The sequence below is a fragment of the Bacillus sp. MT94 genome (genome assembly GCF_058792475.1).
This window is the reverse complement of record NZ_JBXAEZ010000010.1, coordinates 63753-87735: the sequence shown is the minus strand read 5'-3', so window position 1 is coordinate 87735 and position 23983 is coordinate 63753. Positions and strand designations below refer to the sequence as shown.

The following is a 23983-nucleotide window of genomic DNA, read 5'->3' as shown; positions in this document are numbered from 1 at the left end:
AAAATATTTGTCTAATATATAAATTATATGTTATTAATATATTAGACATATTAATCGAAAGTGAAAAGGGTGTCCAAAAATGGAATTACGGCATTTGCAATATTTTGTTGTTGTGGCAGAAGAGTTACACTTTGGACGGGCGGCTGCTCGTTTACAAATGACACAACCACCACTTAGTCAACAAATACAGCAATTAGAAAAAGAAATGGGAGTTACATTATTTTCAAGAACGAAAAGAAAGGTTGAACTAACAGAAGCAGGAGAAATGTTTTTAAAAGAAGTAAAAAAGGCGTTTGAACAAATTGAAAAAGCAGTAGAAGTTGCACAAAGTGCGCAAAGGGGAGAAGTAGGATCACTTTCAATTGGTTTTGTAGGTGCGGCGATATATGATATTTTACCATCAATTGTTAGGGAATATAGAAAAAAATTTCCGAGAGTGTCTGTTGCATTACATGAATTGTCAACACCAGATCAAGTTCATGCACTTCATGATAACCGTATCGATATTGGCTTTTTACGTCCACCAATTCCAACACAATTATTAGAATTAGAGCCAATTCAAAGGTTATCTTGCACCTTATGTTTACCAAAGGCACATCCACTTGCAGAGAAAGATGAAATACATATAGAAGATTTACGAGATGAGCCGTTTGTATTTATTACGAGACCAGTATGGCCAGCTTTGTATGATACAATTTTATCTCTTTGCAGAGAAGTTGGATTTAGTCCGCGTATTGTACAAGAAGCAACAGAGTATCAAACAGTTATGGGGCTTGTAGCAGCAGGGATTGGAATTACAGTAATACCCGTGTCGGCAAATAAGTTATATAAAACAGAAGTTGTATATAAAGAGTTATATGATTCTAATTTTGTTGCAGAAATGTCAGTGGCTTACAAAAAAATGAATAGTAATCCAGAGCTGCTAGAGTTTTTAAAAATTGCAAGAGAGAAGAAAAGAATAGAAGTAGAAGATGAGCAATAGTAGTAACAGAATATGGATTTAATTCAAATCCATAAAAGTACACCTTATTAAACAATAAAGCGGAAATGCAACTTAAGTTGCATTTCCGCTTTATTGTTCTTTTTTTAGCTCGATACTAAATAGATAAACGTGTTCATTTTCTTTTAAGAGTAGATCAATACCTGTTTCTTCATCAATGGTAGGAACGCTTACAGTTTCTTTACTGCTTTGGATTACAGCAGCTAAGGTTGTTTTTTGATTGTATTTTAAATTTTTTATAGATTGGATTGTAGTAGTTGCAGAGCTATTTACGCTTGGTGGCGCTTCTTCAGGAACAAGTGTTGAACCACCTTCAATATTCAGATACCACTGCCTTTTTTCTTGTATATCTTTATCGAATTGGAAATGTGGTGGTAAAAAAGAAAGCTTTACTTTCTTTTTTGAAAAATGTGAGGTAGCTATATTAGCAATTTCTTTTGTTTTTTTACCATTGTTATAATAATCAATTGTAGCATTTATTTCATCTTTATCATTTTTAAGAGTAACGTTATAAAACATGCTATTTCCTTCTTGAAAAGGAGTCATTTGTAAAATAGAAGCTTGCTCTTTTGTTAATTTGTATGGCTCAACAACGGCAACTTCATTGTTTTTTATTTGGCTACAACTTGTGAGTAATAATAAACACAAGATTGATAGTAATTTTATACGCATGCAATCTCCTCCTTTTTACAATTATATTCTAAATGTGATTTTTTATCATTTCGTTTTCTAGGACTAAAGACTTAGAAGAAATTCCGATTGTAGTGCGATGTTTAAAATGTCATATTTTTATACACTAGTAGTATAGAATGCGTATGTAATAAGGTAGGGGAAGAATTTTATGTCTTTATGTCGGTTAGCGAGAAAAAATATTAGAACATTTGCTACCAAAAGGATGAAGCAATTTATGTGGATTGCTATGAGTACTATGATTTTGTTTTTTATGATATCGTTACAATTTAATGAAGGAGCTATTTTGAAAGTAGGGGATGCATTTGTATTTCAAATGTATTTTTACACACTGTTTATTGTACTAATTTTCATATGTATTTTTACTACATATAAAATGATGTACTCCCTTTTGCTAGTGAGGAGAGAGGAGTTTACATCTTATGTAGCAGAAAATATAAAAAGAAAAGAAGTACTATGTTTATTATGTCAGGAGCAATTATTCATTTATGGAGCAGCATTTGTTTTCGGATTAATTAATGGGATGCTATTTTTGAAATTATTCACGGTTATCTTTATGAAAATCGTAGGGATACAAGGAGTAAATAGTGCGCCAATTACAATATATGCAGTTGTAATTATTAGTATAATTATGATGACTGTCGTTTTAATAACGATGATGCAATGTTATCGATTTGTTCGAAGTTTAAAAGATGAAAATTCGTTGCGATTAAAAGAAAGGGCATGAGAAATCATGCTTTTTTCTATTTTACACATAAAAATAATCATGTTACAGTGAAAAGACCTGACAAAGAATGGGAAGGAAAGGTTGTATAGAATGACAAATGAACAATCAATTGTAAAAGTCGATCGGTTAACGAAGCGAATCGGCTCAAAGACACTTGTACAAAATATTAGTTTTGAAGTGAAAAAAGGCGAGGTTGTCGGTTTACTCGGACCAAACGGTGCTGGAAAAACGACTTTAATGAGAATGATGGTTGGTATGATCCGTATGACAGAAGGTGAAGTATGGATTGATGGTCAATCTGTGAAACAGCAATTTGAAAAAACCGCTGCGAAAATTGGGGCGGTAATTGAGACACCCGAATTTTATCCTTTTTTGAGCGGGTATGAAAATTTAACATATTTCGGACGAATGAATGGTAATGTGACCGAAGAACGTATCGATGAAGTAGTGAAATTGTTAGGAATGGGACAAGTAATTAATCGTAAAGTAAAAGCATATTCACTCGGCATGAGACAACGTTTAGGAATCGCTCAGGCGCTTATTCACGATCCGGATGTGTTGGTACTAGATGAACCGACGAATGGATTAGACCCTAGTGGAATACATGAAATGAGAATGTACATAAAAAAAATTGCACACGAACAAGGAAAAGCTGTACTTGTATCGAGTCACTTACTTTCAGAAGTTGAATTAATGTGTGACAGAGTTATCATTATTCAGCACGGGGAATATGTGGCTACGCAAAATATTCAGCATAGTCAAAGTGAAGAGATGGAGACGATCCGTATACGTGTAGATGATGCGAATAAAGCAGCGGAAATGTTAGGGCATGATGTTTTATTAAAGGATAATGAATTAATTATTAACGTAAAAGATGAAGAAATCCCAAATGTTATTCGTACATTGCTTGAGAAAAATATTCAAGTGTATCGTGTATATGAAGAAAGAAAAACGTTAGAAGAGCAATTTTTAGAATTAACAGGGGGAAAAGATATTGTTTAATTTAGTATATAACGAACTGTATAAAATATTTAAGCGGAAGCGAACGATTATTCCATTTGCGGTTATTGCAGTATTAATAATCGGATTAGGGTGGGTTACGGTAAAGTATTTTGAACCGGAAACAAAAGGATGGAAAGTAGATTATACAGAACGTACTGTAGAAATTGAGAAAAAGCTTGGCATGAAAAAAGAAGCTATTTTAGCAGAAAAATCAGGGGATGAGCTTGTAAAAGAATACCAGCTTAAGATGAAGCATTTAGATACGGATACAGCACCGGCAAGCAGTTCTCCACTTTCTTTCATGAGAGATACAGGTTTTATCGTATTTCCAATTTTGCTCCCATTTATCCTCGTGTATGCAAGTACAATTTTTGCGAATGAATATAGCTGGGGAACATATAAATTTTTAACAATCCGTCCGGCGAGTCGATTTAAAATTTTAACAGCAAAGTTTTTAGCAATCGTTATATTTGCAGCTTTATTGTTTATATTTAATATGATTTTCTCCGCTTTATGTGGACTTGTTATTTATAAATTCCAACAGCCTGCATGGAGTGAGTTTATTTTCCAAGATGGAAATATAATAAAACAAAATATTTTTGTGGAAGCAAGTAAATATTATGTTTTATCGTGGTTACCAACGGTTGTGTATGCATCGTTTGCATTTATGATTTCTGTGTTAACGAGATCTAGTGGAGGTGCAATTGGTATTTCACTATTCCTTGCTTTATCAGGCAATATTGCGTTATTAGCAGCCACTAGATATAACTGGGCGAAATATTTATTGCCAGCAAACACAGATTTATATAGTATTTCAAAGAATGGAAGTTTTATTGATGGAGTAACATTCCCGTTTGCATCATGTATGTTACTACTTTATTTGTTCGTATTTTTATGTATTTCATATACTGTGTTTTTAAAACGTGATTTAACTTAATAAGAAAAGCCGTTCAGGGTGCTGAGATGCACTTTGAACGGCTTTTTTTTATGAGAATTGTTTAAGTGCTCTTTCGGCTAGTAAAGCAAAGTATTCTGCACTTATAGGCAGTGCCTCTTCATTAATTGTAAAAGCAGGATGATGCCATTCATGTGTACCGCTCGTTCCCATAAAGACGAATGAACCTGGTATTTCCTGTTGGTAAAATGAGAAATCTTCTCCAGCCATTGACGGACTAGGCGAGATGATATTAAGATTCATCTTTGTGGCAACTTGAGTAGATAAGTCTGTAAGAGCTTTATCGTTGTGAACAGCAGGAGGACCTGAATAAAAACGGAATTTCGTTTTTACACCTAATGCATCAGATACACCTTTAATAATACGCTCCATGAGTGCTGGAATCTTTTCACGTGTTTCAGCTTGGAACGTGCGAATCGTTCCTTCTAACGTAGCTTTTTCAGGAATCACGTTCCACGTATTTCCTGCATGAATATTTGTAACACTAACAACCGCATTATGAGATGAACTTATATTTCGGCTTACAATTGTTTGCAGTGCCATCACAATTTGAGAGGATGCGACAATAGGATCTACGCCAGCATCTGGTACAGCCGCGTGTGTACCAACTCCGTGAATTTCAATTTCAAATCGATCAACTCCAGCCATCAGTGGACCATCTTTAATGCCAATTGTACCTACTGGTAAATCAGGTTTATTATGCATGCCGAAAATCGCTTGCACATTACGTAAATGTCCAGCATCAATAACTTTGCAAGCGCCATTACTACTTTCTTCAGCTGGTTGGAATATGAAGCGAACCGTTCCATTTAGGGAAGATTCTCTTTCTTTTAATAAGAAAGCAGTACCTAAAATAGCAGCTGTATGAAAATCGTGTCCACAAGCATGCATTTTCCCTCGTACTTTAGATGCATAGGACAAATGTGTTTCTTCTTGAATAGGAAGGGCATCAATATCAGCACGAACTGCTACAATTGGTCCGTTTTTATTACCAGACACTTCAGCGATAATTCCTGTTTCTAAATTGGAATCAATGATAGTAATATTTTTTTCTTCTAACCAATTTTTTATTGCTTTTGTTGTTTCGAACTCTTCATATGATAGTTCTGGATACTCATGTAAATGTCGACGGATGGAAATAAGTTTTTCTTTTAGTTGATTTGAAATAGATACCATGTAGTATGCCTTCTTTCTTCAGCAAAATATTTACCATAAGTATACAACAATAAAAGAGAGGATTCTCAAATGAAAATCCTCTCTCGTTTATCCCATAAAAGCCCGATTGGTTCAACTAATTAAAGTTTCACTTTATGCTGCGACTTTTTTATGCGTAGGATGTTTACGATAACGTCCACGCATTGCGTATGCAATTTGCGGGATTGCAATCCCAATTAATATAAGTGATACACCGAACCATTGTGAAGATAGTACAGCCTCTTTTAAAACGAATACGGACATAATTGTTGTAACTGGTAGTTCCGCTGCACCAAGAATAGTCGCTAAGCCAGAACCGATTTTTGGAATCCCGATTGTAAAGGCAATAGATGGAATGACGATACTAAATGTTCCTAATCCTAAACCGTATTTCCAAAGACCTTGAGAAATGGCACCATTAAAAATAAATGTTGGTGGGAATACAATCATGACTAAAGTTAAAGCACCAGTCATTAAGAGAACACCGCGCGGTAATGAAGGTACTTCAACAGCAACTTTTCCGCTCACGAAAATGTATGTTGCGAATGTAACAGCAGATAATAAACCTAAAATGATTCCAGTCGTATCGAAAGCACCTGCTGATTGTTCTAGTAAACCACTGGATAAAAATGTCCCTACAAGTAAGAAAATAACAGAAATAACTTTTTCTCTTGAAGGTAAAGTTTTTGTTGCGACTGCTTCAATGATAATTCCGACCCAAACGAATTGGAATAAAAGAATAATTGCAATAGAAGCTGGTACAGTTTTTAATGAAGCATAATAAAAAATTCCGGTAAAACTTGCAGATGTTCCTGCAACGAATAAAAGTAATGCTTGCTTTAAAGGAACGCGATGTCTAGAAAATAGAAGTGTAATAGCAAGCAAAATAATCCAACCGAACAAATATTGGCTGCCAATTACCTCTCCAAGTGAAAATCCTTCTGCATATGCAAGCTTAACAAAAATAGCTAAAATTCCATAACTACACGCTCCTAATAAAACTAAAAGAGAATAACGAAGCATGAAAAATTCCTCCCATCTATATGAAGTTGTTCCGTATCGAAAATATATAACTAGAGGGAAGTATACAAAATTAGAAATAAAGGGTCAAATGAAAGAAAAGTATGACATTTTATAGAATAATAATAAAAGTATGATATTTATGCATAATCTTGAAATTATTAATAGTAGAAGTATTATAAAATCAACTTTGCATTGTATAGAGACAGCATTTGAAAAAAATAATTTTTAAACAAATATGTAAATAGGCGTACTAGTAGCGTGCTAATTATTTGAGAAACTATGTTACCTTTGTTATGTTAATAACAATTAAAGGAGTTTCATAATGCATTTGAGTTTTTTCTATATAATAGAAGGAAATGAAAACGTTTTATTGGAAACTGTGAGAAAATATGTTTTTTCTTATTGCCACGTTGTAAAAGTGATTTCACGAATTGTTCATAGTATTTTTATGTGTTTTTGTTACAATATTTAGGGAGAGGAGTGGAATGATGCAAGATATTAGTATTTTTTTAGCGTTTGGCGCCGGGTTCTTATCATTTATTTCCCCATGTTGCTTACCGCTTTATCCGGCATTTTTATCGTACATAACAGGTATGTCGGTTTCTGAATTGAAAGAAGAAAATGCAATGCTTCGCAAAAGAAGTATGATACATACAGCGTTTTTCTTACTTGGATTTTCAATTATATTTATTGCAATTGGATTTGGTACAAGTTTTATTGGAGGAATCTTTACTGACTATAAAGATTTAATCAGACAGTTAGGTGGTATCTTTATCATCGTGTTCGGTTTAATTATTGTCGGAGTGTTTAAGCCGAAATTTTTAATGCAAGACCGTAAATTTACATTTAAAAATCGTCCAAGTGGCTATTTTGGATCAGTACTAATTGGATTAGCTTTTGCAGCAGGGTGGACGCCATGTACCGGACCAATTCTAGTGTCCGTAATTGGATTAGCAGCAACAAATCCAGAATCAGCAATGATATACATGATTGCTTACATACTTGGATTTGCAATCCCGTTTTTCGTACTGTCATTCTTTATTACGAAAATGTCTTGGATTAAAAGAAATAGTATGGCCTTCATGAAAGTCGGAGGATATATTATGATTGTTATGGGTGTCTTCCTATACTTTAACTGGATGACAAAAATTATCGTATATTTCTCAAGTTTATTTGGTGGTTTTACCGGTTTTTAGTATTATTCTGCGAAAATGTTGGAAATACTAACGGAAAAGCATATAATGAAAGTATATTTTGCATATAGCCACAAAAAAGGATGAGAAAATATGAATATAGTTCTTTTATCAAGTATCGTTGCTGTTTGTATGGCTGTCGGTGCGATGTTTATTCGTTTAAAAGCAGCTAAGAAACCTGCAACATTGAAAAAAATTATACTTCCACCATTTTTTATGAGTACGGGTGCATTGATGTATGTTTTTCCTGAATTTCGATTAACTCCAGCAGAAATGTTAGAAGCAATTGGTGTCGGTTTGATTTTCTCTATTTTTCTTATTAAAACATCTAAATTTGAAATTAGAGGACAAGAGATTTATTTGAAGCGTTCAAAAGCCTTTGTTTTCATATTAATTGGATTACTTGTAGTGCGGATTGTATTTAAAACATACTTAAGTCAATCTCTTGATTTAGGACAACTTAGTGGCATGTTCTTCTTACTTGCGTTTGCGATGATTGTGTCATGGAGAATTGCAATGTATCGTTCCTTTACGAAATTACAAAAGGAAATGGAAAAAGAAGATGGTTTTTATAATGAAAAAGATATGAAGCTAACTTAAAAACTGTATATGTACCAAATAAAAAGACAGCGTTAAAGGCGCTGTCTTTTTATTTATAGTGCTAACACTCACTGTCCCAGCCTCGGCGTATAAACCGTGTGCCATCAAAAAAACAATTTAAATTTGGTGATACGAATGGACCGATAAACGTAATGATGTTTGGGTCTGAAGTTTCGTCAACGGAAATTGGTGGTTTAGTAGGGTCAGGTCGTAGTGTATAGCGAATGCGAGCGGTATTGCGAATGAGACCGTCTCGTGGCTCTGCTGTTACTTGAACGATAAACCTAACAACAACGGATTCACCTGGATTAACAGTTCCAATAATAATACCGATAGTTGGGTTAGTTCCAGGACGTATTACTCCGTTTACTGTTACTGAATTCGGATAGAAAGTAACTTCGGGAGGCAGTGAATCAGTAATGAGTACATTATTTGAAGGAGTAGCGCCATTGTTAGTAAAGGTAAGTGTATATGTGATGAAGTCACCGAGTTCTACACGATTTACATTTGCGGTCTTAATAAATGTGTTTGGCTCATTAGGGTTTACTTCTATCGTAATTGGTGGTGTTGTTGTCGTTGTTGTGATAGGTGGTCTAGTAGGATCAGGTCGAGAAGTATACGTAATGGACGCGATATTTGTAATTATTCTATTAGCTGGAAGTGTAACAACCTGTGCTTGGAATGAAATAGTTACGGATTCTGTTGGATTAAGAGTTCCGACTGAAATGCCTGTGGATGGATTTGCGTTTGGAACGGGAATGTTATTAATTGTGACACTATTTGGAATGAATGATGTGCCGACAGGAAGTGAGTCAGTAACAGAAATGTCAGTTACAGGAATCGTACCTTCATTTTGGAATGTGATAGTAAATGTAATCGTATCACCTACTGAAACGATGGATTTATCAGCGGTTTTTATCGGATTGATAGTCCCAACGTTTACAGGGGTAATTGTAGCAGGAGTAGGTGTAGTAACGGATACAGGTGGCTTAGTAGGATCAGGTTGATACTGGAAGGAAACGTTACCTTGGTTTTGAATTTCTCCGCTTGGTGGAATTGAAGTAACTAGGACACGGAAAGAAATCGTTGCGGATTCAGAAGGAGCAAGTGTTGAAATAGGAATGCCTGTGGACGGATTTGCGGTTGGTTGCGGCACATTGTTAATAGTAACACTATCTTCAATGAACGAAGTACCGACAGGAATTGTATCAGTTACAACAATATTATTAGCAGGAATGGTACCTGTATTTTGGAGTGAAATCGTATACGTAATAATATCACCTAGTGTAACTGTTTCCGGCGTAGCTCTTTTTTGTGGATTTAATATAGCTGTATTTACATTCGTTGTGTTAATTGGAGTAGGGTCTGTAATGGTAATAGGAGGTTCACCAGGAACTGGTTCATATGTGAAAGTAACAGTTGCTTGATTTCGAATGATACCACCAGGTGGTACACTTGTTACTCTTGCTTGGAATTGAACCGTAATTGTATCGTTCGGATTGACTGTACCTACAGGTATACCCGCTACAGGATTTGCTCCAAGATCCAGAATACCATTTATTATAACGGTACCTGGAACAAATGTTAGACTATTTACTAATGGATCGGTAATGATAACGGAAGTTGCAGGGACTGATCCACGATTTTGGAAGGTTACGGTATACGTTATGATTTCATTTATATCTACAATTTGTTTGTCTGCTAGTTTATTTGGGTTAGGTGTAGGTGTAATAACGGATACTTCAACAGTTGGAGTAGGATCTGTAATGGTAATAGGGGGTTCGCTAGGGTTTGGCTGGAATGTGTAAGTGACAGTTGCTGTATTTGTAATAATGCCGTCTGGTGGCAATGTTGTTACAGTAACTTGATAAATTAATGTAATAATTTGTCCTGGAGTTACTGTTCCGACATTTACACCACTACTTGGATTTACACCAGGTAAAGAAACACCATTTACAGTAACACTATTCGGTACGAAATTGGTTCCAGCTGGAGTAGCGTCTGTCATAATGACATCTGTCGCATTAATATTTCCTACATTTTGGAATGTGATTGTATATGTGATAGTATCACCGAGATTGATTATTTGAGGGTTTGCTTGCTTGTTAGGGTTAATGGTAACTTCACTTACTCGAGTTTTTGTAGCAGGTGTAGGTGTAGTAATAGATACAGGTGGTAAGTTTGGATCTGGCTGGTATTGGAATGAAACGGTGCCCTCATTTTCAATAAAACCTGTCGGCGGTATCGATGTTACTTGTACTTGGAAAGTTACGACGGCCGAGGTGTTAGGTTCTAATGTACCGATAAGAATTCCAGAACTAGGGACGGTACCTGGTTGTGGCACGTCATTAATCATTACACTATTTGGAATGAAAGTAGTACCAGCTGGAATAGGATCGGTTACAAGTACATTCGTGGCAGGGACAGTTCCTGTATTTTGTAAGGAGATTGTATAAGTGATTGTGTCACCTAATAAAGCAAATACTTTATCAGCGGATTTTGTAGGATTCGTTGTTGCTGTGTTGACATTTGTAGTAGTAGGGGGCGTTGGAGTAGTTACTGTTACTGGTGGTTCTCCAGGATTAGGTTGGAATGTGTAGGTGATAGTAGCTTCATTTACAATAATTCCGTTAGGTGGTATGGAAACAACGCGAACTTGGAATGTTAAAACAATTGATTGACTAGGGTTTAATGTGCCCAGAGGGATGCCAAGAGCTGGGTCAAGATTACTAGTTGGTACACCATTAATTGTAACGCTATTTGGAATGAAAGTAGTTCCTGTTGGGATGGGGTCTGTAAAAACGATGTCTGTCAGTTGTACAGTTTGTAAGTTTTGGAAGGTAACGGTGTACGTAATAATATCATCTATATCAACGTTGTTTCGATCAGCTGTTTTCGATGGATTAATAATACTATTAATGATTTCAGTATTAACTGGTGGTGTTGTCTCTGTTTCTGTAATAGGAGGTTCATTTGGATTAGGCTGAGATGTAAAGTTGACTGAACCAACATTTGTAACAACCCCGTTAGGCGGTATATTTGTAATCGTTACTTGGAATGTGATGTTTACTATTTGATTCGGTTGTATTGTACTGATAGGTATTCCGATACTTGGATCAATACCTGGTTGTGAAATACCATTTACTGTAACGGAATCCATAATAAATTGTGTACCTACTGGTGGTGGATCAATGACAGATACATTTGTCATAGGAATATTTCCGATATTTTCAAGAGTGATTGTATACGTGAGTACATCTCCAATGTTAGCAACTGATAAATCTACTGTTTTAGTTGATTCTAACTCTGCATTTTGTACAATTGTTTCTGCGATTGGAGTAGGTGTGATTGTTGTAATAGGCGGAAGAGTAGGGTCTGGTTGAGAGGTGTAAGTGACATTTGCTTCATTTGAGATAATACCATTTGGTGGTAGAGCAGTTACTTGTACTTCTAAAGTGACAGTCACTATTTGTCTAGGATTTAATGTGCCAACTGGGATTCCTGTTTCAGGGGTCAAGTCAGGTTGTGAAATACCGTTAATCGTAATTCTTCCAGGAATAAATGTAGTTCCAGTAGGGATAGAATCTGTAATAATGACATCAGTTGCAGGTATATTACCAGAATTTTGAAGGGTGATTGTATAAGTGAGTGTATCACCAATACTTGCAAACTCACGGTCTACTGTTTTTTGTGGATTCGGGTTAGCGGTACGAACCGGTAAGGTAACAGTAGGAGTGGTTTCTGTCGTTGTAATAGGTGGTTCACTAGGGTTAGGTTGAGAAATATAGGTTACAACTGCCGTATTTTCTATTTTTCCGTTAGGTGGAATAGCATTTATTTGTACTTGGAACGTAACCGTGACAGTTTCGCCAGAGGTAACAGTACCGACAGAAATGCCTGTAAGGGGGCTTACACCAGGTTGAGGGATAGTATTTACTGTAACACTATCGGTAACAAAAGTTGTACCAGGTGGCAAAGAGTCTGTAATTGTTACACCTGTAGCAGGTATAGTTCCTTGGTTTGTAAAAGTGACAGTATAAGTTACGATATCACCAATTTCTGCAAATGTAAGGTTTGAGGTTTTAGTTGGGCTTATGACTACAGTTTGAATAGGAGTCGTTGTTTCAGGGGTCGTTTCTGTTTTTGTGACTGAAGGTAAGTTTGGATCCGGTTGATAATTAAATGTTACACTTCCTTGATTGCGTATTTCTCCACTAGCAGGGATGTTTACTACTCGTACTTGGAAAGTAATGGTCGCTCGTTCGGATGGTGCTAAAGTTCCAAGTGAAATTCCTGATGATGGATTGGTTCCTGGTTGAGGAATATCATTAATCGTAACACTGTCTGGAACTAATATAGTACCAGCAGGGATAGAATCCATGACTGTTACATTCGTAGCAGGGACAGTACCGGTGTTTTGGAATGAGAGTGTATAGGTAATGATATCATTCAGTGCAACAAAGGAACGATCTGCTGTTTTTTGTGGATTTAGTGTTGCAGTATTAACTGCTGTTTCTGTTTCAGGAGTTGTAATAGTTGGCGTAACAGGAGGTTCATTCGGATTTGGCTCATATGTGAATGTTATATTTGCTTGATTTCTAATGATTCCCCCGGGCGGGATGCTAGTTACTACACCTTGGAACGTAACTGTAATACTTTGACCAGTATTTACAGTGCCAACTGGTATACCAATTTCGGGATTTTCTCCAATTTGTGATGTTCCATTCACAACAACGCTACCTGGAACGAATGAAACACCAGATGGAAGTGTATCTTTTACAATAACGTTTGTAGCGGGGACGGTTCCTCTATTTTGGAATGTTACAGTAAAAGTAATCGTATCTCCTATATCAGCAATTTGTCGATCGGCAGATTTTGTAGTGGTCGGATTCGGATTGTTAATTGGGATGTTCACACTTGGAGTGGTAGTAGTTGTTGTAACGAGAGGTTCACTCGGATTTGGTTGATATTGATAAGTGAAGGATGCTTGGTTTCTAATTATCCCGTCAGGTGGTAAATTTGTAACGACAACTTGGTAGGTGATTGTTTTTGTTTCTCCGACAGAAATAGTGCCAAGTTGTATTCCGAGTTCTGGATCGGAACCAGGATTCGAAACGCCATCAATCGTAACACTATTTGGAACGAAAATAGTCCCGTTAGGTGTAGGGTCTGTAACGACTACATTTGTAGCTGGAACTGTCCCATTATTTGTAAAATTGACCGTATAGGTAATTGTATCTCCTATATCAGCAACTTGTTTGTCTGCAGATTTTGTAGGTGTAGTAACAACAGTGCCAACTTGAGTTTCTGTTTTAGGAGTTGGGGTTGTCTTTGTAACAGGAGGTTCATTTGGATTAACAATATGATTAAATGATACAATACCCTGATTTTCTATAAGGCCATTTGGTGGCACGCTTGTAACTTGAACTTGGAATGTAATTGTTTTTGTCTGATTTGGATTTAAAGTGCCGATTGATATACCATTTTCAGGGTTACTGTTAGGTTGTGAGACACCATCAATCGTGACGCTATTTGGAATAAATGTTGTCCCGTTTGGGATAGGATCGGTTAGTACAATATTCGTTGAGGAAACAGTGCCGGTATTTTGTAAACTAATTGTATACGTAATAATATCACCAATGTCAACGAAAGTACGATTAGCAGATTTTGTAGGATTAACTGTAGCGGTATTAACAGCGACTGTAGTAGGTGCTGTTGGTTCAGTTGTTGTAACAGGAGGCCTTGTTGGATCTGGCTGATACGTATATGTCGTTGAAGCTTCGTTTGTAATAACGCCGCCAGCAGGTACTTGTGTAACAAGAACTTGGAACGAGAGTGTTTTCGTTTCACCAGGATTAATTGTTCCAATTGGAATTCCTAGTGCTGGATTTGAATTTGGAACGGGAGCATTATCTAAGACTACGCTATTCGGAATGAATGTTGTCCCAGCAGGAATTGTGTCATTAAAAACTACATTCGTAGCAGGGATTGTACCATCATTAGTAAAAGTAATCGTATACGTAATAACATCACCGATATCAACAGCAGTTTTATCCACCGTTTTAACAGGATTTGTAATAGCGGTATTAACAGGAGTAGTGGTAGGTGGTGTAGGGTTTGTTGTTGTAATAGGTGGTTTTGTTGGATCGGGTTGATACGTAAATGTTGTGGTTCCGATATTTCGGATTAAGCCATTCTCTGGGAGAGAGGTAACTTGAACTTGGAATGTAACTATAGCATTTGCACCAGCAGCGATTGTTCCGATTTGTATACCGCCAGCAGGATTTACCCCTGGTTGTGAAGTGCCGTTAATTGTGACGCTATTCGGAATAAATGTAGTACCACTTGGAATTGGGTCAGTTACAATAACGTTCGTCGCAGCGATGTTTCCTGTATTTGGTACAGTAATTGTATACGTAATAATATCACCAATATCAGCAATTTGTGGACTAGCAGTTTTTGTAGGGTTTACAATTGCAGTTCGTACAGAAGTAGCTGTTGGAGGTGGTGTGGTCGTAGTTGTTGTTGGGGGTTCAGATGGATTTGGTTGCGATGTAAATGTTATATTTGCTTCATTAGTAATCGTTCCATTAGCCGGAAGAGAAGTGACTTGAACTTGAAATGTGACAGTTGTAGTTTGACCAGCAGGAATCGTACCTAGCGGAATATTTGTTGGTGTTACGCCAGATTGTGTAGCTTCGTTAACTGTAACACTGTTTGGAATAAAAGTAGTGCCAGTGGGGATAGGATCGGTGATAGAAACATTTGTTGCTGAAATATTACCATTATTCGGTATAGTGATCGTATACGTAATGATGTCACCAATATTCACAATTTGTTGGTTTGCACTTTTAGCCGGATTAATGATAGGAGCATTAATTTGTGTTTCGACTATATTACTTGTAGAGTTTCTGTTAATTGGTGGTTGGTTTGGTGGGTTATATTGAAAGCTTGAAGTTGCACTATTTGGAATAGGGTTTGGTGTAGGAAGGGTATTAACCCGAACTTGAAACGTAATTGTAGCATTCCCGTTTGCAGCAATCGTTCCTACATTTATTCCCGTAGCAGGATTATCTGTAGTAGAAGTACCATTCACTGTAACGCTACCCGGTACGAACGATGTGCCGGCAGGAGGTGTATCTGTAATGATAACATTATTAGCGGCTAATGGAGCCTCATTTGTAGCAGTAATTGTATACGTAATCGTATCACCGATCGTAGCAATTGTTTTATCTACTGCTTTTGTTAATGCGACATTAGCTGTGAAAATATCTGTATCAACTATATTGCTTGTTGTTGTACGTGTGATAGTGGGTGCGTTAGGTGCAGGTTGAAATTCATATCCAAATGATGCTACGTTGCTGGCGATAGGTGGGGCAGGAATACTTGTTACATCTACTTGAAAAGTAATTGTAACAGAACCACCAGCTGGAATATTATTGATAGGAATTCCAGCTGAGGGATCCCCAGCTGTTGGAGTACCATTAACAGTTACACTGTTTGGAACGAAAGTGGTGCCAGCTGGTATGGGGTCTGTAAATGTAACGTTTTGGGCAGGAAGTGTTCCAGTATTTTGGACAACGATTGTATAGGTTAAACGACTTCCTATTGTTGCTATTGCCATTAGATTCGTCCTTTCTGTATAAATTTAAATCCGGTCAAGGAATAGAATATTTACAAACAGTATTATTTTAATCATCCAGAAACAATACTATGTGAAAATATTAGTATAAAATGAATTCGTCATTGCATCCTATTCAAATTTATATGGATAGGAATAGGCAAAGGCTTTTTTTTTGCCCAAATTATTCTTTGCGTTACGTATACAAATGTAACTTTTTTTCCTTGTTCGCATTAAATGAAATAGCGAATAAATATTTATTTTATATGGAAGGGAAGTGGAATTATTGGCTTTTGTACAAACATATACGAAAACGGACTCTTTATTTATGGCACACACAGGGAATACAGTTGGTATGCGTGGTATTACAACAGCGACGGCTTATCAGTACAATGCATTAATAACAAGAGATACAAGTTTAAGCTTTGCAGGAGTTCCTTCTTCGGCAGATCCATTAACTTTTGCAGGAGCGACAAATGATTGGACATTAAATGGTTCTTGGGCAAGGCTTAATCCTTCATTAACAGATGTACCAGCAACAGCAACTGTAGACTTTGCAATGCTAGTATGGCAAGGAACATTGAGTGCAACTGTGACAGAGACAGTGGTAAATAATAATATGCCTACTCTTCAAACGCCAGATGGAGTTATCCATACAATTACGAGTGTTCCAACATGGGGAGAGACTAGATCAAGCGGCACATTTCAAGGTACCATTTATACACGTGCTGCAAATGTAACAAGTATTTTACAGGGACTTTCGAACCGAGCAACAGGAGATTATTTTGTAGAGAGAATACCAACGGCAAATCCACCAGCGCAAGGGACAGGAGTAGGATGGGCATTAGTTGTTGTGTATCGTGATAATTTATATCCTGTCAGGAATGTTAGTTTATATACTGGTTTACTTATTTCTACATTGGGTGAGACAGCGACGATTTCAAATTTCATCACTCCAGCTGTATCGCCGGTTACTGCTCGTGTATTTACAATGGCAATTAATGGTGATACAGATGCGACAGGTGATAGATTTAACTTAAATGGTACTGGACTTTCAGGACCTAATAATTTAATAAACAACTTTTTTGCTTCACAGGTAAATAATTATTTAGGAAATTTAGATACAGTTGGAAGTTTTGGGGATAGAAATATGCCAATTGGTACTTCTGCGACTAACCGTCGTGCGGAATTTGATGTGACAAATGTACCTGCAAATGGCGTATTAACAGCTGCATCCACTTCTACTACGGTTAATATCCCAAATACATTCGATTATATTTACGCTGGTGCTGTTGGTTTGCAAATAGATTTAGCAGAGGCACGTTTAACAGCTACAAAATCAGTAACTGTAAGTTGAAATAATAGGAAAAGTTAATAAAAATTTTTATCCTAATAGGAGTGAGTTCTATTGGCTTTTGTTCAAGCTTACGGTAAAAATGATAACTTATTTATGATGCACACAGGCAATACGATGGGAATGCGTGGTACTGCAAATACAAATTTTGCTTACAATGCACTTATTACATTAAATACTGACTTAACTTTTGGAGGAGTACCCTCATCAACTGATCCAAATACATTTGGAGGTACGACAAATGATTGGACATTAGATGGATCATGGGCTGAATTAAATCCGTCAACTACTATTGTTCCAGCTACGGCGGTTGTGGATTTTGCATTACTTGTTTGGTCAGGTGGATTGGATACGGCTGTTACAACTGCTGTTGTTGATGCGAATCCTCCAAATCTAGTTACGCCTGATGGAACGAGTACACAAGTGACAATTAATTCGGCATGGTCATCAGAAGGGACGAATTTACCTTTTATAGCCAATGTATATAACAGAGCGGCAGACGTTACATCTTTACTACAAGGGTTACCTAATCGAGCAGCAGGTAGATATAGCGTAACAAGATTACCTACGCGTCAGCCAGTTGGTTATGGTGCAGGATGGTCGTTGATTGTTGTATATCGTGATTCCTCATACCCGATGAGAAATGTGAGTTTATTCCCAGGTTTTTTATTATCAGGTACACCACAAATACTTTCTGGATTTTTCACACCGGCTACAGGGACGGTGACAGCAAGAGCTTTTGTAATGGCTGTGAATGGTGATCCAAATTTTACAGGTGATAACTTTCAATTGAACTCTGTGACATTAACGGGACCGAATAATCCATCGGGGAACTTTTTTAGAGGGCAAGTGAATGATATTAACGGGAATTTAAATACAAATGGTAGTTTTGCAGATCGGAATTTTTCGGGGACAACTACAAATGCAAATGCGAGAGCTGAATTTGATATTACAAATGTAAATGCAACAGGATCAATTGCACCAAATACGACATCTACACAAGTCAACATTACAGGTACAGGCGATACGATTTATACGAGTGCGGTCGGATTACAAATAGATTTGGCAGAAGCTAGATTAACAGCCGTAAAATCTGTAACGGTAAGTTAAAAAAGATTGCTATAAGTTAGCAATCTTTTTTTCATGAGGGGTATTTTGTTAGTAAAGATTGATAGTTAGAATAATCAATCTTTTTTTCTTGTAGTTTTTTTATTAAAAATTTATGATCACGCTTTGGTGTGGCAATGATATATCCTTTAATAATTAAGTCTTGTGTAATTTGAGAGGCGTTTTCTTGTAATGCAAGTTCCCCGATTTTTCCAGCAATCTTTGATTTTGCAACATCGCGAAATAGTTCCGGAACAGGGCTTACAAGCTCTTCTAACAATTGTTTTTGTTCGTCAGCCCATAAATGTCTCGTTTTATTTATGTAGTGTTCTTCCCAATCCAAAATGGACATGCCGTCTTCTTTTGGTAATCGTTTTAAAAATTTTCTGAACATAAAGTATCCACCGATAGACATAAGCCCTAATAAAATAACCGTCCATAATACAATGAACCAACTGAACCATCCTTCGAGCAAGCATATCCCCCCTTAATGATAGCGGTTTTCTTTTATTCATATTATATACAGTGAGATTCATAGAAAGCAAGAACGCTTGGTCATTTTGACCAAGCGTTATAGTTTAAACGAAGTATAGTTGTTCAACACATAAATTATTATTATCGTCTTCAACATACTCAATAATAAGTGTGCCAACTTTACGATCTTTATCTTCAGTTGTGAAAATAGAGTAAGAAGTAAAACGTGTTTTTGATAGGCCGCTTATATGTGTAGGTAAAGAAATGTAGTCGTTATCGCGGAAGAATTCCATCAGTTCAATATCCTCAAATTCTTTTCGGTCAACTTGTTTGTTTGTATAGCGGCGTTGAAGTTGTTTTAAAGACTCATTCCAAGAAATTGCTTTTGTGTCGTATACCATTGTTCTATCTCCTTACTGTATGTAATCATTAAGAACATACGTTCTAATCTAGTATACTCTTTTTATTCGAAAAGGGAAAGCAAAAAATAATGTAAGCTTGGATTTCCAAGCTTACATTATTGATGCGTCCGTCATAATCTCTATTTTTTATTATAAGTTAGATAGGAATAAGAAACAAGATGATATATATAATGTTGAGAGTTTTGAAAATTCTGTATATTATAGGTGTACTAAAGTGTAAGGGAATGAGAGGTATGGTATACGTAATTTCACTGCAAGGGCCGATGGCTAGCGGAAAAACAACATTGGCTAAAAGGTTAGAGAGATGTGGGCTTTCGGTTATATATGAAAATCCTTATCCAATTGTAGAAAAGCGAAAGCGATTAAATTTGGATATGAATTCAAAAGAAGGGTTTATCATAAATCAAAAAATGTTTATCGAAGCAAAAATTAAGGAGTTTCAAAATGTGAAAGGTTCAGTCGTAATTTTTGATCGCGGACCAGAAGACATTGAGTTTTTTACACTCTTTTATCCAACGATTATAGGGGAAGAGTGGGATATAGAAGCTGAATTGAAAGGTGAATTATATAAATTAAGAGAATGTCGTTCAGATGCCATTTTTTATTTAGATGTGACGAAAAAGAATGTATATGATAGAAAAAATAACGATAGGACAAGAAAACGAAGTACATTTGAGGAGCAATTTAAATTAGTAGAAACGGAAAAAGATTGGTATAAAAAATTTCCTGTAACTTATTTGGATACGAATAGATTAACAGTGGACGATCTAGAGGTATATTTTATGGACTGGTTAAAGGAGAGAGGACTATGAAAAAAATACTTTTATTTGTATACCCAACATTTGCGGAGTTTGAAATAACAGTAGCAACGGCATTGCTGAAAACGAAGTATGAAATCATAACAGCGGGCTTAACAAAAGAATTGATTATAAGTGAAACTGGGTTGCAAGTGCAGCCGCATATAGAAGTAAGTGAAGTATGTGTAGATGAGTATGAGGGGATACTTATTCCAGGTGGAGAAGAAGTACAGTTGAAAGATGCAAAATCTCTTTTTTCAGTTATTCGTCAATTTCACGAACAAGAAAAATTAGTAGCTGCTATTTGTGCTGGATCGTATGCGCTAGCAAAAGCGGGCTTATTTAAGGGGATTTCTTATACTGCGACTATAGATTATCAAAAGTTCGATTGTTTTCCAATAGAAAATTTCGTGTATAAAGAAGTTGTGCAACACTCAAATATCATTACAGCACAAGGGCATGCATTTGTACCATTCGGAATAGCAATTGCCTCTTATTTTGGAGTGGCAGACGAACATAATACAGATTTTTATGGTGGTAAAGGCAATGTAGTAATGGAGAAACTTTTACGAGAAAACGTGTAAAAGCTAGCAAATGCTAGCTTTTTTCTTTTTGACATCGATAAATGGCTAACGTTTTTGGATCACGCCATATACCGTTATGAAGTGATAATTCATTTTCTACTTCTTCTTTTAGCCATACCTTCATTTCCGCGTGAAGGTATGTATTATCAGGTATATTTAGCGACGGAAACATGCTAGAAATATAGTTTACAATCGGAGTAGCATGATGAAAAACGAGAGCATTATGAATAACTGCTTCTTCAACAGTTGGAAAAACAGACTGTAATATCTCTTTACCATTTTCCAAACAAAATGGCGTGACTGAAGATGTTGTTTTCGGTAAATCAAATGCGTCTAACATGCGGTTACACATTTCAACTATACGAGGTAATGTAACGTCAGAATTTGTTGTAGCTAAAAGTGAGCCGCCAGGACGTATTACTTTATGGAATCCTTGGATTGTTTTTTCGACGTCTTTCATGTGGTATAACATATGTCTTGCGACGATCCAGTCGTAGCAATTAGCTTCGAAAGGAAGTTTACCAGCGTCACCTAGTCTCCACTCAATTATGCTATTTTTTATTGCAGCTTCAGAAAGCATCGTTTTCGATTGATCCAAACCTGTTAAATGTCCTGTATGACCGTTAGTTTGTAATAGGGAAAGGAAACTCCCGTTAGCGCACCCAACCTCTAATATTTTTTCATCTCCTTGAAGTTGTAAATGATCCATGACGACTTCATCTAAATTCACATGTTTTTCTTCATAATGTTTATGCGTATTAATACGTGTTTGTAAATGGTTACTTACGTTGTATTGGCGTTTTACATCATTCATTTTTTCACATTCCACCTTCGTGCAAAATTGCTGAATCGCATGTGTTAATACGTCGGTTTTCTTTAAACCTTCATAATGGAGTGCAGCTTCAAACCTTTCAAGTAATTTTTCTTCAATTCGAAAATGAATATCTTTTCGCTTCGTCATTGAAATCTCGCCCCTTTGCATCTGTTAGTGAGACTATAGCATGCTTGGAAAAATTGTGTAAATAATTTGTGTACACAATATGGAGGGGATGAAAAAATTGTTTGAATGTGAGTTTAAACTATTGACGATTTAAACGTTTTCATATATTCTTAAATTAAGTAATATTCAAATAATTCAAAAGAAATGAGAGAGTCACATGCTTCTTCAAGGAACACATCGAATTGGTCGTATGGCCATGCTGTTGGCACTTGCGGATGAGAATGAAAGTCCTGTATTATCCATTCCAAAAGGTTGGAAGTATTGTACGGGGAAAGTGGGTTCAATGAATTCGCAAAAGGTTGTCGCAGCAATGGAAACAGCGGCTAAAAGCAACCAAGTTATTGAAACAGACGTTTACAGAGAAACACATGCACTTTATCATGCAATTATGGAAGCTTTGTACGGAGTGACGAGAGGTCAAATTCAGTTAGCAGACGTTCTTCGTACAGTAGGACTTCGTTTTGCGATTGTGCGCGGTACACCATACGACGGAAAAAAAGAAGGCGAATGGGTTGCTGTTGCATTATATGGAACGATTGGTGCACCTGTAAAAGGATCTGAGCATGAGGCGATTGGTTTAGGAATTAATCACATATGATTTGCCCATAGTCTATTAGTTAGAAGGGGGCCTTACTTTTTTAGGACAGAAGTCTGTCTTAAAAAAGATAAGGTCCCCTTTTGCCTTTTTAAGGAGGAAAAATGATGATTACGTTAACAGGACATACATTGACAGTTGAAGAAATGAAGAGGTTATTACTGGAAGGAGAAGGTGTAACAGCTTGTCCAACTAGTATGCAAAAGGTAGCGGAGTGCCGCGAAGTAGTTGAGAAAATTGTAGAGGACGGAAAAGTCGTTTACGGAATTACAACTGGATTTGGAAAGTTTAGTGATGTGCTTATCCAAAAAGATGATGTAAAGGCACTTCAGCATAATTTAATTCAGTCACATGCATGCGGGATTGGTGATCCATTCCCTGAAGAAGTATCGCGCGGAATGTTAATTTTACGAGCAAACACGATGCTTAAAGGAGTATCAGGCGTAAGGCCGCTTGTTGTAAATATGCTTCTTGAGTTTGTAAATCGTAAAATTCATCCAGTCGTTCCGCAACAAGGTTCACTTGGTGCGAGTGGAGATTTGGCACCTTTATCTCATCTTGCGCTCGTATTATTAGGCGAAGGTGAAGTGTTCTATAAGGGGAAACGCGTTCATGCAATGGTTGCTCTTACAGAAGAAGGGCTTGAGCCAATTGAACTTGAAGCGAAAGAAGGTCTTGCATTAATTAATGGTACGCAGGCGATGACAGCGCAAGGAGTTCTTTCTTATATAGAAGCAGAAGCAACGGCGTATCAAGCTGAACTAATTGCTTCGATGACAATTGAAGGGTTACAAGGCATTATTGATGCATTTGATGAAAATGTTCATAAAGCACGTGGTTATAAAGAGCAAGTGGATGTAGCAAGCAGAATTCGTGACATTCTTCATGATAGTAAGTTAACAACAAAACAAGGAGAACTACGTGTACAGGATGCCTATTCACTTCGTTGTATCCCGCAAGTACACGGTGCTTCTTGGCAAGTTTTGAATTATGTGAAAGAAAAATTAGAAATTGAAATGAATGCCGCAACAGATAATCCGCTAATCTTTGATGGCGGGGAAAAAGTAATTTCAGGTGGTAACTTCCACGGTCAACCGATTGCGTTTGCGATGGACTTCTTAAAAGTAGGAATGGCGGAACTTGCAAATATTTCGGAGCGCCGTATTGAGCGTTTAGTAAATCCGCAATTAAATGATTTACCACCATTTTTAAGTCCAGAACCAGGACTGCAGTCAGGTGCAATGATTATGCAGTATGCTGCAGCGTCACTTGTTTCTGAAAATAAAACGTTAGCACATCCGGCGAGTGTAGATTCAATTCCGTCTTCTGCTAACCAAGAAGATCATGTAAGTATGGGAACAATTGCTTCACGCCATGCTCATCAGATCATTCAAAATGCAAGACGTGTTCTTTCAATTGAGATGATTTGTGCAATGCAAGCAGCAGAATATCGTGGTATTGAAAACATGAGTACAGTGACGAAGAGCTTCTACCATCAAGGTCGTCAGCAAGTGCCATCTATTAAAAATGACCGTATATTCTCAACGGATATTGAAAATATTGCGCATTGGTTAAAAACGAATTATTCGATAAAAGAAAGATTAGATGTAAACGCAGCACTATAAAATGAGAAAAGGGAGAGATT

At 36.6% G+C, this 23983-nt stretch carries 20 protein-coding genes; 13 read left to right on the top strand and 7 right to left on the bottom strand.

The window, feature by feature from the left end:
- The first annotated feature begins 79 nt into the window (after positions 1–79).
- Entirely contained in the window at positions 80–982 is a 903-nt protein-coding gene (alsR, locus tag AC1Q51_RS25905; RefSeq protein WP_000423235.1) for an acetoin biosynthesis transcriptional regulator AlsR, read from the top strand.
- 90 nt (positions 983–1072) lie between these two features.
- Here alsR and AC1Q51_RS25900 read toward each other — a convergent pair whose 3' ends face one another.
- Positions 1073–1672, bottom strand: coding sequence for a YgaN family protein (locus AC1Q51_RS25900; RefSeq protein ID WP_090977341.1), 600 nt, complete (start codon positions 1670–1672; stop codon positions 1073–1075).
- A gap of 169 nt (positions 1673–1841) precedes the next feature.
- Here AC1Q51_RS25900 and AC1Q51_RS25895 point away from each other — a divergent pair, with 169 nt between their 5' ends.
- The 3 genes from AC1Q51_RS25895 to AC1Q51_RS25885 all read left to right on the top strand — a co-directional run bounded on the left by AC1Q51_RS25895 (position 1842) and on the right by AC1Q51_RS25885 (position 4356).
- The gene (locus AC1Q51_RS25895; protein WP_492331801.1) at positions 1842–2417 is read left to right on the top strand and encodes an ABC transporter permease; all 576 of its coding nucleotides are present in this window, start codon (positions 1842–1844) and stop codon (positions 2415–2417) included.
- A 90-nt stretch (positions 2418–2507) separates the two neighbouring features.
- Positions 2508–3419 carry an ABC transporter ATP-binding protein gene (locus AC1Q51_RS25890; protein ID WP_063548379.1) on the top strand — a complete coding sequence of 304 codons (912 nt, stop codon included), beginning with the start codon at positions 2508–2510 and terminating at the stop codon, positions 3417–3419.
- A complete protein-coding gene (locus AC1Q51_RS25885) occupies positions 3412–4356 on the top strand; it encodes an ABC transporter permease (protein WP_000482759.1) in 945 nt (314 codons plus the stop codon). Before AC1Q51_RS25890 ends, AC1Q51_RS25885 begins: the two co-directional genes overlap by 8 nt.
- Positions 4357–4404: 48 nt before the next feature.
- Here AC1Q51_RS25885 and AC1Q51_RS25880 read toward each other — a convergent pair whose 3' ends face one another.
- On the bottom strand, positions 4405–5550 hold the full coding sequence (locus tag AC1Q51_RS25880) for a M20 peptidase aminoacylase family protein (protein ID WP_000253676.1): 1146 nt from the start codon (positions 5548–5550) through the stop codon (positions 4405–4407).
- Positions 5551–5682: 132 nt separating this feature from the next.
- Complete coding sequence (locus AC1Q51_RS25875) at positions 5683–6591, bottom strand: EamA family transporter (protein ID WP_000947044.1); 909 nt, start codon at positions 6589–6591, stop codon at positions 5683–5685.
- A gap of 322 nt (positions 6592–6913) precedes the next feature.
- Here AC1Q51_RS25875 and AC1Q51_RS25870 point away from each other — a divergent pair, with 322 nt between their 5' ends.
- From AC1Q51_RS25870 to AC1Q51_RS25860, 3 genes are all read left to right on the top strand, one after another.
- Positions 6914–7063, top strand: coding sequence for a hypothetical protein (locus AC1Q51_RS25870; protein WP_002152557.1), 150 nt, complete (start codon positions 6914–6916; stop codon positions 7061–7063).
- 16 nt (positions 7064–7079) lie between these two features.
- Complete coding sequence (gene ccdA, locus AC1Q51_RS25865) at positions 7080–7787, top strand: cytochrome c-type biogenesis protein CcdA (RefSeq protein ID WP_001152676.1); 708 nt, start codon at positions 7080–7082, stop codon at positions 7785–7787.
- A 90-nt stretch (positions 7788–7877) separates the two neighbouring features.
- Positions 7878–8384: a CcdC family protein gene (locus tag AC1Q51_RS25860; RefSeq protein ID WP_001028440.1), complete on the top strand. Its 507-nt coding sequence runs from the start codon at positions 7878–7880 to the stop codon at positions 8382–8384.
- A 61-nt stretch (positions 8385–8445) separates the two neighbouring features.
- Here AC1Q51_RS25860 and AC1Q51_RS25855 read toward each other — a convergent pair whose 3' ends face one another.
- Positions 8446–16008 (bottom strand): DUF7619 domain-containing protein, encoded by a 7563-nt coding sequence (locus AC1Q51_RS25855; RefSeq protein ID WP_492331800.1) that lies wholly within the window; start codon positions 16006–16008, stop codon positions 8446–8448.
- Positions 16009–16291: 283 nt separating this feature from the next.
- Here AC1Q51_RS25855 and AC1Q51_RS25850 point away from each other — a divergent pair, with 283 nt between their 5' ends.
- Positions 16292–17362: a hypothetical protein gene (locus tag AC1Q51_RS25850; protein ID WP_139213268.1), complete on the top strand. Its 1071-nt coding sequence runs from the start codon at positions 16292–16294 to the stop codon at positions 17360–17362.
- A gap of 51 nt (positions 17363–17413) precedes the next feature.
- Positions 17414–18469 carry a hypothetical protein gene (locus tag AC1Q51_RS25845; protein ID WP_098284265.1) on the top strand — a complete coding sequence of 352 codons (1056 nt, stop codon included), beginning with the start codon at positions 17414–17416 and terminating at the stop codon, positions 18467–18469.
- A 31-nt stretch (positions 18470–18500) separates the two neighbouring features.
- Here the strand turns inward: AC1Q51_RS25845 and AC1Q51_RS25840 are convergent, their stop codons facing one another.
- Entirely contained in the window at positions 18501–18941 is a 441-nt protein-coding gene (locus AC1Q51_RS25840) for a DUF2621 domain-containing protein (protein WP_000889372.1), read from the bottom strand.
- Between the two features lie 103 nt (positions 18942–19044).
- The gene (locus AC1Q51_RS25835; protein WP_000262400.1) at positions 19045–19341 is read right to left on the bottom strand and encodes a hypothetical protein; all 297 of its coding nucleotides are present in this window, start codon (positions 19339–19341) and stop codon (positions 19045–19047) included.
- A 245-nt stretch (positions 19342–19586) separates the two neighbouring features.
- On the opposite strand from AC1Q51_RS25835, the gene AC1Q51_RS25830 reads away from it, so the two are divergent.
- Both AC1Q51_RS25830 and AC1Q51_RS25825 read left to right on the top strand, forming a co-directional pair.
- Positions 19587–20174: an AAA family ATPase gene (locus AC1Q51_RS25830; protein WP_100910068.1), complete on the top strand. Its 588-nt coding sequence runs from the start codon at positions 19587–19589 to the stop codon at positions 20172–20174.
- The gene (locus tag AC1Q51_RS25825) at positions 20171–20743 is read left to right on the top strand and encodes a DJ-1/PfpI family protein (protein ID WP_199717050.1); all 573 of its coding nucleotides are present in this window, start codon (positions 20171–20173) and stop codon (positions 20741–20743) included. Before AC1Q51_RS25830 ends, AC1Q51_RS25825 begins: the two co-directional genes overlap by 4 nt.
- 13 nt (positions 20744–20756) lie before the next feature.
- Here AC1Q51_RS25825 and AC1Q51_RS25820 read toward each other — a convergent pair whose 3' ends face one another.
- Positions 20757–21704 carry a class I SAM-dependent methyltransferase gene (locus tag AC1Q51_RS25820; protein ID WP_141541747.1) on the bottom strand — a complete coding sequence of 316 codons (948 nt, stop codon included), beginning with the start codon at positions 21702–21704 and terminating at the stop codon, positions 20757–20759.
- 196 nt (positions 21705–21900) lie between these two features.
- Between AC1Q51_RS25820 and hutP the strand changes: the two genes are divergently transcribed.
- On the top strand, positions 21901–22341 hold the full coding sequence (gene hutP, locus AC1Q51_RS25815) for a histidine utilization transcription antiterminator HutP (RefSeq protein WP_000926516.1): 441 nt from the start codon (positions 21901–21903) through the stop codon (positions 22339–22341).
- A 104-nt stretch (positions 22342–22445) separates the two neighbouring features.
- Complete coding sequence (gene hutH, locus AC1Q51_RS25810) at positions 22446–23963, top strand: histidine ammonia-lyase (RefSeq protein WP_100910069.1); 1518 nt, start codon at positions 22446–22448, stop codon at positions 23961–23963.
- Positions 23964–23983: the final 20 nt, after the last annotated feature.

Excerpts from the sequence above, each read along its gene's own strand:
- AC1Q51_RS25895 (WP_492331801.1), top strand. The coding sequence starts at position 1,842 with ATGTCTTTATGTCGGTTAGCGAGAAAAAATATTAGAACATTTGCTACC.
- AC1Q51_RS25855 (WP_492331800.1), bottom strand. The coding sequence starts at position 16,008 with ATGGCAATAGCAACAATAGGAAGTCGTTTAACCTATACAATCGTTGTC.
- alsR (WP_000423235.1), top strand. The coding sequence starts at position 80 with ATGGAATTACGGCATTTGCAATATTTTGTTGTTGTGGCAGAAGAGTTA.
- hutP (WP_000926516.1), top strand. The coding sequence starts at position 21,901 with ATGCTTCTTCAAGGAACACATCGAATTGGTCGTATGGCCATGCTGTTG.
- AC1Q51_RS25900 (WP_090977341.1), bottom strand. The coding sequence starts at position 1,672 with ATGCGTATAAAATTACTATCAATCTTGTGTTTATTATTACTCACAAGT.
- AC1Q51_RS25870 (WP_002152557.1), top strand. The coding sequence starts at position 6,914 with ATGCATTTGAGTTTTTTCTATATAATAGAAGGAAATGAAAACGTTTTA.
- AC1Q51_RS25860 (WP_001028440.1), top strand. The coding sequence starts at position 7,878 with ATGAATATAGTTCTTTTATCAAGTATCGTTGCTGTTTGTATGGCTGTC.
- hutH (WP_100910069.1), top strand. The coding sequence starts at position 22,446 with ATGATTACGTTAACAGGACATACATTGACAGTTGAAGAAATGAAGAGG.
- AC1Q51_RS25875 (WP_000947044.1), bottom strand. The coding sequence starts at position 6,591 with ATGCTTCGTTATTCTCTTTTAGTTTTATTAGGAGCGTGTAGTTATGGA.
- ccdA (WP_001152676.1), top strand. The coding sequence starts at position 7,080 with ATGCAAGATATTAGTATTTTTTTAGCGTTTGGCGCCGGGTTCTTATCA.
- AC1Q51_RS25820 (WP_141541747.1), bottom strand. The coding sequence starts at position 21,704 with ATGACGAAGCGAAAAGATATTCATTTTCGAATTGAAGAAAAATTACTT.
- AC1Q51_RS25835 (WP_000262400.1), bottom strand. The coding sequence starts at position 19,341 with ATGGTATACGACACAAAAGCAATTTCTTGGAATGAGTCTTTAAAACAA.
- AC1Q51_RS25890 (WP_063548379.1), top strand. The coding sequence starts at position 2,508 with ATGACAAATGAACAATCAATTGTAAAAGTCGATCGGTTAACGAAGCGA.
- AC1Q51_RS25830 (WP_100910068.1), top strand. The coding sequence starts at position 19,587 with ATGAGAGGTATGGTATACGTAATTTCACTGCAAGGGCCGATGGCTAGC.
- AC1Q51_RS25825 (WP_199717050.1), top strand. The coding sequence starts at position 20,171 with ATGAAAAAAATACTTTTATTTGTATACCCAACATTTGCGGAGTTTGAA.
- AC1Q51_RS25880 (WP_000253676.1), bottom strand. The coding sequence starts at position 5,550 with ATGGTATCTATTTCAAATCAACTAAAAGAAAAACTTATTTCCATCCGT.